Annotated in this window: 14 protein-coding genes; 9 read left to right on the top strand and 5 right to left on the bottom strand. The window is 66.7% G+C overall.

Annotated features, from left to right (window positions below; genetic code table 11):
• Positions 1–121: 121 nt before the first annotated feature.
• Positions 122–709 carry a DinB family protein gene (locus CJ028_RS18315; protein WP_105036626.1) on the bottom strand — a complete coding sequence of 196 codons (588 nt, stop codon included), beginning with the start codon at positions 707–709 and terminating at the stop codon, positions 122–124.
• Between the two features lie 111 nt (positions 710–820).
• On the opposite strand from CJ028_RS18315, the gene CJ028_RS18310 reads away from it, so the two are divergent.
• Positions 821–1,111, top strand: coding sequence for a DUF4287 domain-containing protein (locus tag CJ028_RS18310; protein ID WP_105036625.1), 291 nt, complete (start codon positions 821–823; stop codon positions 1,109–1,111).
• An 84-nt stretch (positions 1,112–1,195) separates the two neighbouring features.
• Entirely contained in the window at positions 1,196–2,032 is an 837-nt protein-coding gene (locus CJ028_RS18305; protein ID WP_105036624.1) for a phosphotransferase family protein, read from the top strand.
• Between the two features lie 50 nt (positions 2,033–2,082).
• Here the strand turns inward: CJ028_RS18305 and CJ028_RS18300 are convergent, their stop codons facing one another.
• A complete protein-coding gene (locus tag CJ028_RS18300) occupies positions 2,083–2,643 on the bottom strand; it encodes a YceI family protein (protein WP_105036623.1) in 561 nt (186 codons plus the stop codon).
• Positions 2,644–2,835: 192 nt separating this feature from the next.
• Between CJ028_RS18300 and CJ028_RS18295 the strand changes: the two genes are divergently transcribed.
• The 6 genes from CJ028_RS18295 (at position 2,836) to CJ028_RS18270 (ending at position 9,732) form a co-directional block, all read left to right on the top strand.
• Positions 2,836–3,660 carry an oxygenase MpaB family protein gene (locus tag CJ028_RS18295; protein ID WP_240607412.1) on the top strand — a complete coding sequence of 275 codons (825 nt, stop codon included), beginning with the start codon at positions 2,836–2,838 and terminating at the stop codon, positions 3,658–3,660.
• Between the two features lie 7 nt (positions 3,661–3,667).
• Entirely contained in the window at positions 3,668–4,156 is a 489-nt protein-coding gene (locus CJ028_RS18290) for an Lrp/AsnC family transcriptional regulator (protein WP_105036621.1), read from the top strand.
• 109 nt (positions 4,157–4,265) lie between these two features.
• Positions 4,266–5,408, top strand: coding sequence for a pyruvate dehydrogenase (acetyl-transferring) E1 component subunit alpha (gene pdhA / locus CJ028_RS18285; protein ID WP_105036620.1), 1,143 nt, complete (start codon positions 4,266–4,268; stop codon positions 5,406–5,408).
• Positions 5,405–6,424: an alpha-ketoacid dehydrogenase subunit beta gene (locus CJ028_RS18280; protein WP_105036619.1), complete on the top strand. Its 1,020-nt coding sequence runs from the start codon at positions 5,405–5,407 to the stop codon at positions 6,422–6,424. The genes pdhA and CJ028_RS18280 overlap by 4 nt, the downstream gene beginning before the upstream one ends.
• Positions 6,424–7,863 carry a dihydrolipoamide acetyltransferase family protein gene (locus tag CJ028_RS18275; RefSeq protein ID WP_105036618.1) on the top strand — a complete coding sequence of 480 codons (1,440 nt, stop codon included), beginning with the start codon at positions 6,424–6,426 and terminating at the stop codon, positions 7,861–7,863. The genes CJ028_RS18280 and CJ028_RS18275 overlap by 1 nt, the downstream gene beginning before the upstream one ends.
• A 429-nt stretch (positions 7,864–8,292) precedes the next feature.
• Positions 8,293–9,732 (top strand): DUF2079 domain-containing protein, encoded by a 1,440-nt coding sequence (locus tag CJ028_RS18270; RefSeq protein ID WP_105036617.1) that lies wholly within the window; start codon positions 8,293–8,295, stop codon positions 9,730–9,732.
• 35 nt (positions 9,733–9,767) lie between these two features.
• Here CJ028_RS18270 and CJ028_RS18265 read toward each other — a convergent pair whose 3' ends face one another.
• The gene (locus CJ028_RS18265; protein WP_105036616.1) at positions 9,768–10,763 is read right to left on the bottom strand and encodes a hypothetical protein; all 996 of its coding nucleotides are present in this window, start codon (positions 10,761–10,763) and stop codon (positions 9,768–9,770) included.
• A gap of 285 nt (positions 10,764–11,048) precedes the next feature.
• Between CJ028_RS18265 and CJ028_RS18260 the strand changes: the two genes are divergently transcribed.
• On the top strand, positions 11,049–12,944 hold the full coding sequence (locus CJ028_RS18260) for an HNH endonuclease signature motif containing protein (RefSeq protein ID WP_129590540.1): 1,896 nt from the start codon (positions 11,049–11,051) through the stop codon (positions 12,942–12,944).
• Between the two features lie 4 nt (positions 12,945–12,948).
• Here CJ028_RS18260 and CJ028_RS18255 read toward each other — a convergent pair whose 3' ends face one another.
• On the bottom strand, positions 12,949–13,692 hold the full coding sequence (locus tag CJ028_RS18255) for an enoyl-CoA hydratase/isomerase family protein (RefSeq protein ID WP_105036614.1): 744 nt from the start codon (positions 13,690–13,692) through the stop codon (positions 12,949–12,951).
• Positions 13,689–14,216 carry a hypothetical protein gene (locus tag CJ028_RS18250; RefSeq protein ID WP_105036613.1) on the bottom strand — a complete coding sequence of 176 codons (528 nt, stop codon included), beginning with the start codon at positions 14,214–14,216 and terminating at the stop codon, positions 13,689–13,691. The genes CJ028_RS18255 and CJ028_RS18250 overlap by 4 nt, the downstream gene beginning before the upstream one ends.
• Positions 14,217–14,236: the final 20 nt, after the last annotated feature.

Here is a 14,236-nt window from a genome sequence, read left to right as displayed (position 1 = left end):
AGCGCCGTTCCATCAAATGGAGCAACGATCCATACTCTGCCGACGGGGCCTGAAGCGGAAGCGCCCCTCTTGCACCTTGGCACAGTTCGACGTAACGCCACGACAGGCAGCCGCATCGGCTCTAAGAAGTGGCCTCCCGGGCCACCGCCTCCAGCCGGTCCCGATAGGTCTGCCACCAGGCCGCGTCACTGGGCGGCAAGTTGCTATTACCTGAGCGCATGCCAACGGAACCGTCGATCAGTTCACGGACGATGTCGGCGTGCCCAGCGTGCCGGCTCGTCTCCGCGATGATGTGCACGAGAATCTGATGCAGCGTCACGTTGCTGCGCTCGGGCGACCACCAGGGAATGTGACCAGCAGCGTTCAGGGGCAGCGCCTCGACGGTCGCGACCGAGTGCTCGCCGACCCGCCGGTACAGATCCAGAACCCAGTCCCGGGACTGCTCCGGCGTTGCCCACATGTCGGCGTTGGCCTCGGCTGCTTCGTCGAGCCAGGGCAGCGCCTCGCCGAACGGTCGGCCAAACGTCTCGCCCAGATAGCCGGCCTCAACGCTGGCCACGTGCTTGATCAGGCCCAGCAGGTTGGTACCGGTCGGCACGAGCGGGCGCCGCACGTCGTAGTCGCTCAGCCCGTCGAGCTTCCAGATGAGCGCCTCCCGGCCGGTGCCCAGGTAGCGCAGCAGGGTCTCCTTCTCTGCGGAATCATCCATGCCTTCAGCATTGCAGCCTGTCGCCGTCTGGCCTAGGCCTCAAACGGATGCCGGCCCTCGCGAAGCCTGCGTACTATCTGTACAAACACACACACTCACTCTGGAGATCTCATGTCCTTTCAGGCCTACCTCACCGCCATCGAAGCCAAGACCGGCCTGACGCCCCGCGTGCTGGTCGCGCTGGCACACGAGCGGGGATTCGACGACCCGGAGACGAAGGCTGGCAGCATCGTCGACTGGCTGAAGTCGGACTACGGCCTGGGCCGCGGCCACGCAATGGCTCTCGTCTATGTGATCAAGAACGGCACGACGATCAACGAGAAGCACGTCGGAACCGACGGCGTGCACCGCGATGAGTCCGTCGAGCTGTGGCTCGACGGCGAGGACACCCGCCCGGTCTGAGACTGGTCGCCGCGCTGGTCTCGGTAGGGTGGGATGACCAAGGGGTGAGTGATCGTGGTCGATGCCAGCGCGTAGCTTTGAAGTATGACTTCCGTCCCTGTCTCCCCCGTCGTACTGGAGTGGGCTGCCCGAGAACTCGCCGTCAGCGAGCTGCACGAGGTGCGCACGCTGCCTGGCGGCACGCACGCCGCAACGACCGTCGTCGGCGCGCCTGACGGTGCCGAGTTCGTGCTGCGCCAGTTTCCGCCCGGCGACGACGCCGTGCACCGCGAGATTCGGGTGCTCGACGGGCTCGGCGGGCTCGGCGAGCTGGCCCCGCGACTGCTGGCCGCTGACCCAGACGGCACAGCGAACGGATGCCCGCTCATTGTCACGACGCTGCTGCCTGGTCGGGCCTCGATCACCCCCGAGGACCCGCAGGACTTCGCGCGGCAACTCGGGCAGGCGCTCGCGCGCATCCACTCTCTGGCCGTTGATGGTCAGCTCCCCGAGCTATTCACCGAGCCAGCGGCCACATCACCGATGCATTCGGTCTGGACACAGCTCAGGGACGAACCCCGAGTACTCACGCACAACGACTTCTGGTCGGGCAATACTGTCTGGCATCTGGGCCGCCTCACCGGGATCGTGGACTGGTCGGGAGCCGGCCTCGCGCCGCGCGGCTACGACCTGGCCTGGTGCCGGCAAGATCTCGTGTTTCTCTACGACGTGAGCGTGGCCGAGGAGCTCACCCGAGCCTACGATAAGGCATTCGGCTCCCCCATTCGTGACGTGCATCTCTGGGACCGCTTCGCCGCCCTGAAGGCCTACCCCCGGGTGGAAACCTGGGCGCCCAACTATCAGGATCTCGGCCGGACCGACCTCGATGGCGCCGCGCTGCGCCTACGCCTGACCGAATGGATGCTCGTCATTCCCGATTAAGCGACTCAGGGCCCCACCGAAGTGGAGCCCTGAGTCGAACAAACTACGAGTTACGCGTTGAGCGCGGCCTGCAGTTCGAGAGTGATGGTGACCTTGTCGCCGAGCAGCATGCCGCCGGTTTCGAGAGCAGCGTTGTAGGTGAGGCCGAAGTCTTCGCGGTTGACCTCGGTCTTGGCCGTGGCACCGAACTTGTAGTTGCCGTAGGGGTCTCCTCCGAAGCCACCGAACTCGAGCTCGAAGGTGGCCGGCTTGGTGATGCCCTTGATGGTGATGTTGCCGTCGACGAGGTAGTCGCCCTTGACTTCACGCACACCGGTCGACGCGAAGTCGATGGTCGGGTAGGTCTCGGCGTCGAAGAAGTCTCCGGTACGCAGGTGACCGTCGCGGCCCGGCTCGTTGGTGTTGATCGAAACAACCTTGGCCGAGGCGGTGACGGTCGTCTCGAGGGGGTTCTCGCCGGTCACGAAGGTGGCGTCGAAGTCATCGAAGGTGCCCTTGACCTTGCTGATGACGATGTGGCGAATGCTGAAGCTGACAGAACTGTGGGTCTTGTCGATGGTCCAGGTTCCGGCCTTGTATCCCGGGATGCTCAGTACGTTCGTGTCGCTCATAGAAGTTCTCCTCAAGTGTGTGGGCCCAGAGTTGTCGCCCTCGGATACATGCAAGCGCATAGAAGGATGACATATTCCCGAGAAGACAAAAATTCATCTCCCCCTATTCGGGCGTGCAGACCGGCCTAGACTCAGGCCGACCGAATAGGCTCACCCTGTCACGGGGTTCTGCGTGCTTATTGGGAGGTAACTGTGAGTGCATCCACTTCGCTGACACGCATGCATGGGGTCGCGGGTGAGGGCATCCTGATCGCCGCCGGTGGCGGGGCGATCCTGCTGCAGCTGGCGAATCCGGCCATCGGACACGGCGTCGCCGACCACAGTCATTTCGCGACTCGACCGCTCGACCGGCTCAACGGCACGCTGAGCTACGTCTACGCCACCGTGTTCGGCGATGCCGACCAGGCCGCCACTATGGCCGCGCGGGTCAACCACGCGCATGGTCCGGTGCACTCCGCCGGCACGTCGCCCGAGTACAACGCGTTCACCCCCGAACTGCAGCTCTGGGTAGCCGCAACGCTGTACGAATCGGCGACCCACCTGCACGGACTGATCTACGGCCCGCCGGGCAACGATACGGCCGACGCCGTCTACCGCGAGTACTCCCGGCTCGGAACCTCGCTGCAGGTGCCGCCGGAGCTCTGGCCGAAGGACCGCACCGCCTTTGGCCAGTATTGGAACGAGCAACTGCTACTGCTGAGAACGGATGCCGCTACCCGCGCCGTCGCGCACGAGCTGTTGCACTCGCGCACGGGTCCGTTCTGGTACCGAGCCGCCCTGCCGCTGGCCCGTCTCTTGACGGCCGGGCTGCTGCCGCCGCGCGTTCGCGAGCTCTTCGACCTCCCCTGGTCAGAACGGCACCAGCACTGCTTCGACCGGGTGCTGCACGGCATCCGTCTCATCTATCCTCGCCTGCCGCTCGTGCTGCGGCACTGGCCCAAGAACCACTACCTGCGCGTGCTGCGCAAATCCGCCCTGCGCCAATCCCCGGCGTCCGCGCCTGCACCGGTACGGTGAGAGTTCAATGACGCAGCCGCAGACCCCCCATCCCGGACTCGACAGCACTGATCGCCAGATCATCGCTGAACTCAGCAGGGACGCCAGACTCTCCATGCGCCAGCTCGCCCTGCAGGTGCATATCTCCCGCACCGCCGCCCACACCCGGGTGCAGAAACTGATCAGTCACGGCGTGATCACCGGCTTCGGCGCCCAGACCGACCGGAAGGCGCTCGGCCTCAACGTGTCGGCGCTGGTAATCGTGAAGATCGGTGATGTGGCCTGGGGCGAGATCGCCGCGCAGCTGGCCGAACTGCCCTTCGTCGAGAAGGCCCAGGCTGTCAGCGGCGACATCGACATTATTCTCACCGTGAGTGCGCCCGACCACGACCAGCTCAGCCAGGCCATTCTGCGCGATATCCACACCATGCCGGGGGTAATCTCGACCCGGTCGCACCTGATTCTGGACGAGATCACCGGGCACGCGCCCGGTGCCGCCCCGGACGCCTGGCGCTGATTCGGATTGCAGAAATGCCGTTTGGCTCCGGTCTGGCAGCTGGTCGGCCAATCGTTCACAACTGCGAAAAAGCGCAGCCGGGTCCGCAAAAAGGGCGCACCATTACCTCATGAGCCTCAACGTCGAGAACCCGAGCCTGACCGCCGTTTTGGCACCCCCACCCCTGCGTCTGATCGACGATCAGGGCCGCGCGGTGCCGCAGGACGAGAGTGGCGGATTCGCCCTGCCTGCCGTGGAGACCCTGCTCGGCCTGTACCGGCAGATGGTCGTTGCCCGCCGGTTCGACGTGCAGGTGACAGCCCTCACCCGACAGGGCCGCCTCGCCACCTACCCCTCGGCGCTCGGCCAGGAGGCCTGCGAGATCGCCGCCGTCGCCTCGCTCGTCCCGCAGGACTGGCTGTTCCCCACCTACCGGGACAGCATCGCGCTGCTCACCCGCGGCGTCGAGCCGAAAGATATTCTCGCCTCGTTCCGCGGCGACTGGCACAGCGGTTACGACTACCAGCAGCACCGCATCGCACCGCAGGCCACGCCGCTGGCAACCCAGGCGCTGCACGCCGTCGGTCTCGCCACCGCCGCGAAGCTTAAGCGCGACGATACCGTGGCCCTCACCCTCCTCGGTGACGGTGCCACGAGCGAGGGCGACGCCCACGAGGCATTCAACTTCGCCGCCGTCTGGCAGGCTCCCGTCGTGTTCGTCGTGCAGAACAACCAGTTCGCCATCAGCGTTCCGCTCGACAAGCAGATGGCCTGCCGCACCATCGCCGACAAAGCGATCGGCTACGGCATGCCCGGATACTACGTGGACGGCAACGATGTCGCGGCCATGTACGCCGTCATCTCGGCGGCCATAAACCTCGCCCGCAACGGCGGAGGCCCCACGCTGATTGAAGGCCTCACCTACCGCATCGAAGCCCACACCAATTCGGATGACCCCACCCGCTACCGCAAGGCCGCCGACGTCGACCTGTGGCGCAGCCGCGACCCGATCGAACGCCTCGAGAAGTACCTCGTCGCCCAGGGCGCCCTCACCGACGAAGTGCGGGCTTCGATTCTGGCCGCCGCCGAAGAACTCGCGACCACCACCCGCGAGTGCATGACCGAGCAGGCTGTGATCGATCCGCTCGAACTGTTCGAACACGTCTATTCCACCCCACGAGCAGCCCTGGCCGAGCAGCGTGCCTTTCTGGCGGCCGAACTCGACGGCGACGCCGCGGCATCCGCTATTGCTAACGAAGAGAGCGCCCGATGAGCCCGCAGCAGACCCTGGAGACCGGACGCCCCGTGCGCGCGCCCGAAAGCCTCACCATGGCCGCAGCGCTGAATGCGGCCATTCGCGACGCGATGGTCGATGACCCGACGGTCGTATTGTTCGGCGAAGACGTCGGACCGCTCGGCGGCGTGTTTCGGGTCACCGACGGGCTCTACGCTGAATTCGGCGAGACCCGGGTGAGCGACTCCCCGCTGGCCGAAGCCGGAATCGTGGGCACCGCGATCGGCATGGCCATGTACGGCCTGCGCCCGGTGGTGGAAATGCAGTTCGATGCGTTCAGCTACCCGGCGTTCCAGCAGATCGTGTCGCACGTGGCGAAGATGCGCAACCGCACGCGCGGCAAAATCCCGCTCCCAATCGTCATCCGCATCCCGTATGCCGGCGACATCGGCGGGGTGGAACACCACTCCGACTCCTCCGAGGCCTACTGGACGGCGACCCCAGGCCTCACCGTGGTGAGCCCCTCGAACCCGGCCGACGCCTATTCCATGCTGCGGGAGGCGATTGCCAGCGACGACCCGGTCATTTTCATGGAGCCGAAGAGTCGCTACTGGAGCAAGGCGTCCCTCGCGTTGCCCGTGCAGACCGAGCCGCTCAACCGCGCCGTCGTGCTGCGGGAGGGCACCGACGTCACGCTCATCGCCTACGGCCCGACCGTGAAAACAGCGCTCGCCACCGCCGAGCAGGCTGTCGCCGAAGGGCTCTCGATCGAGGTCATCGACCTGCGCTCGCTGTCGCCGTTCGATGACGAGACGGTGGGAGCATCGGTTCGAAAAACCGGTCGCGCCGCCATCGTGCACGAGGCCGCCCAATTCGGCGGCTACGGCGCCGAGGTCGCCGCCCGCCTGACTGAACGTAACTTCTTCTACCTGGCAGCGCCCATTCTGCGCATCACCGGCTTCGACATTCCGTACCCGTCGCCCAAGCTCGAGGAGTACTTCTTGCCCACCCCCGACCGCATTCTGGCCGCACTCTCCACCTGGGAGTGGTCCTGATGAGCCGCGAGTTTCTGCTGCCCGACCTCGGCGAGGGCCTCACCGAAGCCGAGATCGTGGCCTGGCTGGTCGCCCCCGGCGACACCATCGTCATCGACCAGGCCGTGGTCGAGGTCGAATCGGCCAAGTCCATCGTGGAGCTGCCATCGCCCTACGGCGGCGTCGTGGCGAGCCTGTTCGGGGAGCCCGGACAGGTCATCCACGCGGGGCAGGTGCTGCTAACGGTTGTCGATGCTGCCACCGATGTGTCCGCCGCCACTCTGGGAGTTCCCGTCGCCGCGGCGACCGCCAGCCCCCCGTCCGAAGGCTCCGGCGCGGTTCTCGTGGGCTACGGCACCACCGAGAGTACCCGCCCGCCGCGCATGGTCGCCGCCGGTCGGTTCGGCACCCCGCGGGCAGCGGATGCCCCGGCACCGCCCGCACCGCCGCCGGTCGCTCCTGCGCGCGCCGAGCGCCCCGCCGAGGCGGCGGCATCCGTTTCTACGACCGACGATTCGTCCGGCACGGTCAACCCGGCTCGCCGCTCCCCCGTCGTCTCGCCGATCGTGCGCCGACTGGCGCGCGAGAACGGGTTCGACGCGAGCCTGCTGGCCGGCAGCGGCAGGGAAGGACTCGTCGTGCGCAGCGACGTCGAGGATCACATTCGCGACTTCAGGGCACCGGCAGCGGCTGCGGTGCCGCTGCCGCTGCCGGCCCAGCCGACGACGACGACGACCGCAGCGGGCGCGCGGAGCACCGTCGACGTGAGTGCGGACATCCGCATTCCCATCACCGGGCTGCGTAAGGTCGTCTCCCAGCGGTTGACGACGTCGCGGCGGGAGATTCCCGAGGCGACCATCTGGCTGGACGTCGACGCGACCGCGCTGTTCGCGGCCCGAGACCAGCTGCTCAAGGCAACCGGCGAACGGTTCAGCGTGACGGCGCTCATCGCGCGTTTCGTGGTCGCCGGGTTGAGAGAGTTTCCGGTACTCAATTCCTCGGTCGACACCGCAAGTCAGGAAATTTTGCAGCACGGTGCCGTGAATCTCGGCATCGCGGCGCAGACCTCGCGTGGGCTGATGGTCCCCGTGATCCACGGCGCCCACACGATGAGTACGCGGCAGTTGCGCGACTCCCTCGCCACTCTCGTGGCACAATCGCCAGACGGCACATTCTCGCCGAGCGCGCTCACCGGTGGAACGTTCACGCTCAACAACTTCGGGTCGCTCGGCGTTGACGGATCGGCGGCGATCATCAATCACCCGGAGGCGGCGATTCTCGGTATCGGCCGCATGATCGAACGGCCCTGGGTGGTTGACCACGAACTCGCGGTGCGCACCGTTGTTGAACTCTCGATGGTGTTCGACCACCGGGTCTGCGACGGCGGAATCGCGGCCGGGTTCCTCACCTATGTGGCCCGCTGCATCGAAAACCCGGTGAGCCTGCTCGCCGACCTGTAGGAGCAGGCCGGACGCAAGAAAGACACCGTCGCAGGGAGGCGAAGGTGTTTTCTGTGTCGCTCAACGGCGCACGGCACGCTGGTGGTGCTTCGCTGCCGGTTAGGCGCGGACTGAGACAGTATCCGACGTGTGCACGCCGCGAACGGGAGATACGCGCACGCTGGTGTGCTCGCATCCGGAACATTTAAGTAGGTAAACCGGGAGCGAATTACCTTCGGCGTGGGCCGGATTCAGGCTGAGCCGGGCTTCTGACCCGCAGAACGGGCAAGTCAATGTCATGCGATCTCCAGAGGTAGCGTCAGCTGCTGCACCCTCTTAGTGTGCGCCGCGGCGCGTCCCCCAAACAGGGCCAAAGGTCCCGCGCTGCCACAGAATCTTGGCCAGGTCCTGCTGGGGCGGGGCTCGCGACGGGTACGTTAGCGTGGTTGGATGAGTGGATTTCGCGCCGAACTGGTTCGGTCAGGCGCGCTGCGGCCGTTCCTGCTGCCGGTCGGTGTCGGGATCGTGACGACCGTGCTGTACACCGTGTTCTCGGCGCTGCAGTGGCGAAGCTTCGCCGCTCCGTCCTGGGACCTCGGAATCTTCACCCAGCTGGCCCGGCAGTACGCGGCGCTCGAGGCGCCCATCGTGACGATCAAGGGCGACGGTTTCAACCTGCTCGGTGACCACTTTCATCCGCTTCTGGTGGTGCTCGCACCCGTTTTCGCGATCTTTCCGCACGCTTTCACCCTGCTGGTGGTGCAGAATGCGATGTTTGGGATCGCCGCCGCAGCCCTGGCTTACGCCGCCATTCGGCTGCTCGGCCGACTCACCGGCACGTTGTTCGGGTTGGCATTCGCGTTCAGCTGGGGGCTGCAGGGCGCGGTCGAGGCGCAGTTCCACGAGATTGCCTTCGCCGTTTTGCTGCTGGCGCTGTCGCTGACCGCTTTTCTGGGGCGCAAGTGGATGGCCTGCCTGCTCTGGGCGATGCCGCTCGTGTTCGTGAAGGAAGACCTCGGACTCACCGTGGCCGCACTGGGCATCGTGCTGGCCGTGCGCAGCCGGCATCCGCTCGGCGTTTGGCTGGCTGTCTGGGGCGTGGGCTGGTTCGCCCTGGCCAGTCTGGTTATTCTGCCGCTGCTCAACCCGAACGGAGCCTGGGCCTATTCGAGCAGCATCGACCTGCTCGGTATTCTGCAGGACCCGGCCGCACTAGTTCAGCCGCAGAAGGGCGTGACCCTGCTTCTGCTCATTGTGGCGGGCGGACTCATCGTGGTGCGGTCGCCGCTGGCACTCGTGCTGCTGCCCACTCTGGGTTGGCGGTTCCTGTCGGAGAATGCGGGTTATTGGGGCCCGACCTGGCAGTACAGCGCCGTACTGATGCCCATTCTGTTCGCCGCCGCGCTCGACGGCATCGTGCTCGCTCGCGGTAGCGTGCGGCGCTGGTTGCGCGGATACGCGCGGCGGGCGGCATCCGTTTCGATTGTGGCTGGTCTGGTTCTGTCCACGACGCTGCCGCTGTTCAAACTGACGGACGTCCCGGCCCATTTTTCGACCCATCGCGCCGCCGCTGCAACCGCCGCCCTGCGGGTTGTGCCCGACGGCGCGCTGGTCGAATCAGACATTGGGCTGATGAACTATCTCGTGGAACGAGCGGATGTCTACTGGCTCGGCAACAAAAATCCGCTGCCGGACTATCTCGTGATCGACCTTGCGGCCGGAGGTCTGCCCACCGAGTGGACGTCGGCGCAGCTGGTGGGTGAGGCGCTGCACCCCGACGCCAGGTTCACGACCATCTATTCCGCCGGCGGCTACGAGGTGGCCCGCCTGACCTCCGCGACCCCCGGCATTGTGGACGGGGCCCGGGCCCCGTCCACAGGCCCAGGTTAGAAACTGGGCCCCGGGCCAGAAGGTGGGCCCGGGCGCTAGTGCGCCATCGGGTTCGCTGCACTCAGTGCGTTCAACAGGGCTGCCGCCGCCTGCGGGTGATCCACGGTCACGGCAAACTGGTTGCCGCGCCGCAGATTCACCACGAGGGCCGGCCCATTACGCATGACCACGGCCGAGCGTCCGCCGGTCAGTCGGTATCCCCAGCCGCCGGAGTGCAGCGGGCTCACGGTGTCGGCGAACGCCGACTCCACCTGGTCGAGCGGCACCTGCTTCAAGCGGATGCCCAGCAACCGGGACACGACGCGCAGCCCGCGTTGGTCCACGCTCACCCGCACCTGCACGAAGAGCAGCGTGACCAGGAGGATGAGAACGACGATCGCGGCCGCCATGACGCTGGCCGCAGCCGCGGACGCCAGCTCGTCATCGCGCAGCTGAGCCACGATTCCGATGGCCCCACCCAGCACAATGAGGCCGCCGATCGCAGCCATGACCGGGCTCGTCACGACCGCGGTCCAGGTGGCAGCGGGATCGGCGGTCGTTGTCTCGGCGGTCGTCTCCGGGAGTTCCGGTACGGTCGCCGGGGCCACCCACTTCTGGGCGATCAGAAACGGCAGCAGACCATACCCGCAGGCGGCGAAGGTCAGCAGTATCCACGCGCCCATTTTCGGTTCCGCGGCGCCGGCGGCAACGGTGATGCCGGCCGTCGTCAGCCACAGGCACGACGACAGCCCCGCGGCGAGACCGAGCCCGAGATAGACCTGGCGGCGATTAGGCGCACCCCGCTCGCGGAGCCAGTAGGTGGCCAGAATGGCAGCTCCCAGGCTCACTACGACGGCAACCACGGCCATTCCCCAGGTGGGCATCGTCGAGCTCACCGCGCCGTCGCGCCCCCACTGCCGTGGCAGTGCGCCCGGCAGGCGATTGATCCACAGCAGCCAGGTGACGACGACCGCCACGAAAGGCAGCCACAGAGTCAGCGCTGCAGCGATATCCCGCGTGCGGGTTGGCGCCGAACTGTTCACCATCGTCATGAGATCCCCCCGATCGAGTGCGGGCAGACCAGTCCGCTTTCGCACTCCTTCCATCCAAGCACAGGCTTTCCCCGTGACGAATTCAGGAATATGATTCGGCGCAGCCAAGAATCACCCTGACCAGCGCCGCGCCCCGCATCGGCGGCACCTCCCACGGCCCTCGCCCGGGATCTGATGGCGTTCAAAACAATTTTTTTGGGTTTTCTTTACCGGATTCGGTCGATTTAGGGCATTTATGCGTGATTTTTCCTCGGGAATGTCGGTGGTCGGGTGTTGAGTTGAATCATGAATAACCTAGCGATGGAGCTCACCCGGGCGGCGGCGGCCGTCGCCGCGCTCGGTGGTTCCAGCGCTCAGTTCAGCACCCTGACCGATGCCCAGGTGCTCGCGGCTCGCGGCCCGATCGCCGACCTGCTGCGACTGACCAACACGGCGGCGGCCTTCCTGGCCGGCACGATCGCGCACCGGTCCCGGCCCGAGCTGGGTCAGTCCGGCCTGGCCGCGCGGCACGGGTTTGGCAACCCGACACTGATGGTGCAAGACGCCACCGGACTCAGCCGCATGGAGGCCGGCCGACTGCTGGCCGTCGGCGTCCTCATGAACGAAACCGAAACCGCGAAACGACGGGCCGTCGAAGCCGCTCGGGAGGCTGAGCGGCTCGCGCAGGCGACCGCCGACGCCCTCGCGGAAGCCGAACGCGCCGCCAAGCTGGACGCCGTTCGCCAGGCGGAGCGCGCCGCGGCGTGGGCGGCGCTGCACCCCGATCTGCCGCCACTGCCCGTGGCCGCGCCCCGCCCGGTACTGCCCGTGGTGACCGTGGAATCGGTGGTGGTGCCATGGCAGGCACCAATCCTCCACGCTGTCACCGCCGGCACATTCTCACCGGGCGTCGGGGACGCCCTGCTACGGGGCCTGGGCACACTGGATCAGGCCATCACCGCCGAGAAACTCGCCGCCGCTCTGCGAGTGTTGCTGGTGGAGGTGCCGGGCCTGAATACCGAGCAGGCGTATAAGCGGGCTCGGCGGTTGCGCGACGACCTCGACACGGCGGGCATCCAGGCCAGAGAGAAGCAGGCCCGCGATGACACGACCTGGTCGCTCTGGCGGCGGGCCGACGGCATGGTCACCCTGCACGCCCTGATGGCACCCGAGCAGAGCGAAACGTGGATGGCAACCTACGACGCCCTGACCAGCCCGCGGCGCGCCGGCGTGCGGTTCGTCGACCCGACACGCGCCGCCTGGGCGCAACACGTCAAAGACGACCCGCGCACCCTCGACCAAATCGCCGCTGACTCCTTCACCCAACTGCTCAAGCTCGGCGCCGACGCCGACCCGAACACCATGTTCGGCGGACACCGCCCAGTCGTGCAAATCATCATCACCGAACACGACCGCCCCACCACCATCCCCGACCCAACACCAGTACCAACAGCCAGCCCCACCCCCGAGACTGGCCCGGCACCTGCGGCTGGCCCGGCACCCCACACTGGCCCCACGGAGAGCGTCACGACGAAGAGCGTCACTTCGGGGACCCGAAGCACCACCTCAACGTTCGGCTACCTCGAGGGCAACCCCGCTCCGATATCGACAGAAACAATCGACCGGCACCTCTGCGACACCGAATACCTCGGAATCCTGTTCAGTCAGTCCGGGCAACCCCTCAACGTCGGACGAGCCGAACGACTCTTCAACCGTCAGCAACGCCGAGCACTCGCCGCGCGCGACGGCGGATGCCGCTGGCCCAGCTGCAACCAACCACCATCCTGGACAGAAGCACACCACATCAAAAATTGGGCTGATCTGGGGCTTTCCAACATCGACTTCGCCATATCACTCTGTGCACACCATCACCTGCTGCTACACAACCGACACTGGACGATCCACCTGTGCGACGGCCAGTATTGGCTGCAACCCCCGATCGAAATCAACCCCGAACAAACAATGATCGCCCTACCCAGCAAGAACCCGCTCATGACTGAACACCTCCGGCTCGACGAGCTTCTACCGACGACCCCCAGACCCGGCACCGCAGACAGCCACCCGCCACGGGATGGCGGTCTCCACCAGCTCGACCAACGAGACGGGAACGACCCGACACCGGGTCACCCGCACGACGACTACCTCCCCATGGCGCTGACACCACGTCGTGAATACAGATCCGCCGAAGAACGGCGAAACTGAAGCGCTAGCGCTTGCGACGGGCGAGGAAGGCATCCATTCGGGTGAATTTGGCCTCCGACTCGAACAGTATGGACTGGGCCGTGTTATCGACGAGCGGATGTGCCGCGCGGGGAGCGTGGAACACTTCCTTGGCCAGACGGGTCGCGAGCGGGTCCTGCGCCGCAATCCGGTCGGCCAGCGCGTGCGCGGCTGCCAGCAGGTCGTCGGGGTCGTGCACCTCGGTGACCAGGTGCACGGCGAGGCACTCCGCTGCGCCGAGGATGCGCCCGGCCAGGATGATTTCCTTGGCCACCGGCTCCCCAACCAGCTCGGCCAAGCGCCAGAGCGCGCCGGCGGCCGGCAGGATGCCAAGCGCCGTCTCGGGGTTGCCGAGCCTGGCGCTCGTCGACGCGATCCGAAAGTCGGCCGCGTAGGCGAGTTCGGCACCGCCGCCGAGCGCCCAGCCGTCGATTGCGGCGATCACCGGCATCGGAAGCTTCGCGATGCGGGAGAACAGCCCGGAGTTGATGCCGAGGAGTGCGTCGTCGCGGCGGCGCTCCCGCAGCTGGGCGATGTCGGCGCCCGAGGCGAAGACACCATTCGCGCCACTCAGTATCAGGATGCGCGGTTGCTGCTCGAGTTCGGCGCAGACCGCGTGCAGCTCGTCGATCATGGTCTGGTCGATGGCGTTGCGCACGCCGGGGCGGTTGAGCTCGACGTGCACCCGGTCGGCGCGGCGTTCAATAGTGAGGGTGGTGGGGGTGGTCATTGTGGGACGTCTCCGTTGAGGTCAGGGGTTGGATCGGGGCTGGAATCGGGGTCGGACGTGCCGGCGGGAAAAACTCGCTTGTAGCTGCGGCCGTCGGGCAGGGTCACCGTGCGGCTGACCAGGGTGCCGCGATGCACCTGCAGGTAGATGGCCTGGGCACTGACCCCGCGTTCGGCCGCCGCCTCGGCGACCGATAGACCGGGGAGGTCGGTCGGTACGCTGCTCGGCCGCACCGATCGTTTGCGGCCAGCTTCAAGCCGCTCGCGAATTTCTCCGTCGGTTCCGCCCCAGCGCCATTTGGCCGCCGCAGGCTTCAGCCCGGTCGCGTCGGCGATCTGTTCCCAGGAGGAGTCGGCGGCGAGGGCCCCGCGAACCGCGGTCAGGGCGGCCGGGTCGTGATCGAGAGCGGCCTGCAGAGAGCGGATGGCGCGCAGCCGGTCCAGCGGCGAGCCGACGGCATCCGTGTGGAGCGTCAGCAGCCGCTCGAGAGCCGCTGCCGTCGTCGGTGCCAAAAACGATCCCATGCGTGGTCCTCATCAAGTCT

The sequence above is a fragment of the Cryobacterium aureum genome (genome assembly GCF_002954245.1).
Taxonomy (GTDB): Bacteria; Actinomycetota; Actinomycetes; order Actinomycetales; family Microbacteriaceae; genus Cryobacterium; species Cryobacterium aureum.
The sequence above is the reverse complement of the archived record's forward strand: the minus strand, read 5'-3'. Positions and strand labels throughout refer to the sequence as shown.

Coding starts and splice junctions, on each gene's coding strand:
- CJ028_RS18315 (WP_105036626.1), bottom strand. CDS start 709: ATGGATGATTCCGCAGAGAAGGAGACCCTGCTGCGCTACCTGGGCACC.
- CJ028_RS18310 (WP_105036625.1), top strand. CDS start 821: ATGTCCTTTCAGGCCTACCTCACCGCCATCGAAGCCAAGACCGGCCTG.
- CJ028_RS18305 (WP_105036624.1), top strand. CDS start 1,196: ATGACTTCCGTCCCTGTCTCCCCCGTCGTACTGGAGTGGGCTGCCCGA.
- CJ028_RS18300 (WP_105036623.1), bottom strand. CDS start 2,643: ATGAGCGACACGAACGTACTGAGCATCCCGGGATACAAGGCCGGAACC.
- CJ028_RS18290 (WP_105036621.1), top strand. CDS start 3,668: ATGACGCAGCCGCAGACCCCCCATCCCGGACTCGACAGCACTGATCGC.
- pdhA (WP_105036620.1), top strand. CDS start 4,266: ATGAGCCTCAACGTCGAGAACCCGAGCCTGACCGCCGTTTTGGCACCC.
- CJ028_RS18280 (WP_105036619.1), top strand. CDS start 5,405: ATGAGCCCGCAGCAGACCCTGGAGACCGGACGCCCCGTGCGCGCGCCC.
- CJ028_RS18275 (WP_105036618.1), top strand. CDS start 6,424: ATGAGCCGCGAGTTTCTGCTGCCCGACCTCGGCGAGGGCCTCACCGAA.
- CJ028_RS18270 (WP_105036617.1), top strand. CDS start 8,293: ATGAGTGGATTTCGCGCCGAACTGGTTCGGTCAGGCGCGCTGCGGCCG.
- CJ028_RS18265 (WP_105036616.1), bottom strand. CDS start 10,763: ATGACGATGGTGAACAGTTCGGCGCCAACCCGCACGCGGGATATCGCT.
- CJ028_RS18260 (WP_129590540.1), top strand. CDS start 11,049: ATGAATAACCTAGCGATGGAGCTCACCCGGGCGGCGGCGGCCGTCGCC.
- CJ028_RS18255 (WP_105036614.1), bottom strand. CDS start 13,692: ATGACCACCCCCACCACCCTCACTATTGAACGCCGCGCCGACCGGGTG.
- CJ028_RS18250 (WP_105036613.1), bottom strand. CDS start 14,216: ATGGGATCGTTTTTGGCACCGACGACGGCAGCGGCTCTCGAGCGGCTG.